The 1425-nt window shown below is 61.3% G+C and carries 1 protein-coding gene; it reads left to right on the forward strand.

Going from position 1 to position 1425, the window contains the following annotated elements:
- The first annotated feature begins 138 nt into the window (after positions 1-138).
- A complete protein-coding gene (locus P2Q66_RS11425) occupies positions 139-1323 on the forward strand; it encodes a transposase family protein (protein WP_275728139.1) in 1185 nt (394 codons plus the stop codon).
- The last annotated feature ends 102 nt before the right edge of the window (positions 1324-1425 follow it).

Here is a 1425-nt window from a genome sequence, read left to right on the forward strand (position 1 = left end):
GAGTCAAGGCCTCGCGTTGACTCATTGAAAACCTCCGCGTAGACCGATTCGTTGCCTCATTTGAAAACCTCCGCGTAGCGGCGTGGTTCTCGGGAGCGGCACCGGATGGGGGCTATGCCCGTTTTCATGGAGCTAACGATGGCCCAGCGGCAAGCTGTGACGAAGAAGAAGGCCCTCGCCTACCGGGGCGCTGATCGTGCAGGAAAGTCCCGGATCCTGGACGAGTTGGTCGAGTTGACCGGTTGGCACCGCGACTATGCCCGGGCGGCGCTGCGGGACGCGCTGGTCCTGAAGGTCGTCAAACCCCGGCCGGGCAGGGACCCGGTGTATGGCCCTGATTTGTTGCCGGCGCTGGGCAAGTGCTGGGCGGTATTGCGTGCACCTGCCGGCAAGCTTCTGGCCCCGATGCTGCCGGTTCTGGTGCCGCTGCTGCGCCGCGACGGCGAGCTCGACATCACAGATGAACAAGCAGCGTTGCTGATGCGGATGAGCGCGGCGACCATCGACCGGAAACTTGCGGGGGAACGGTCAAAGCTGACCCTGCGGGGACGGTCCCACACCAAGCCGGGCACCCTGCTCAAATCCCAGATCCCGGTCCGGACCTGGGCCGAGTGGGATGATGCAGTGCCGGGCTTTGTCGAGATCGACCTGGTCGGTCACGAGGGCGGCAACAGCTTTGGGGAGTTCTGCTTCACCCTGACGGTGACGGACATTTGCACCGGATGGACGGTGAACAGGTCCGTGCGGAACAAAGCCGCCAAGTGGGTCTTCGAAGCCCTTGAACACGTCACTGCGGTGTTCCCGTTTCCCATCCTCGGCATCGATTCGGACAACGGGTCAGAGTTCATTAATGAGCACCTGCTGGCCTATTGCCACGCCCGCCAGATCACCTTCACCCGCTCCCGGCCGGGAAACAAAAATGACGGCGCCCATGTGGAGCAAAAGAACTGGGCACGGGTCCGGGAACTGGTCGGCTACCTGCGCTACGACACCGCTGGCGAGTTGGAAAAGCTCAACGAGATCTGGGAGCTGGATCGTGTCTTCACCAACTACCTGCTGCCACAGCAAAAGCTGGTTTCCAAGCAGCGCTACGGCGCCAAAGTCACCAAGAAACACGACGCGCCAGCCACGCCCCACCAACGAGCCGTGCGCCATCCACGGATGCGTAAGAGCCCGGTCATACGAATGAACGCCGCCTTCAAACGCATCAAACCCGGAGTTCTCTCCCGCCAAATCATGGCCCTCACAGCCGAACTGGAAACCCTTGCACTGGCCAAGAAACCAGCTCCAATCAGACCCGTAAACCGGGCCTGGAACCCATAGCCCTCCGGAGCCTCTGCAACGAGGCAACGATCACGCGGAAGCGGAGGTTTTCATTTGAGGCAACGTATTAGTCTTCCCGGAGGTATTGCAATGAGGCAACAG

The sequence above is a fragment of the Arthrobacter sp. Cr_A7 genome, from assembly GCF_029222765.1.
Classification (GTDB): Bacteria; Actinomycetota; Actinomycetes; order Actinomycetales; family Micrococcaceae; genus Arthrobacter.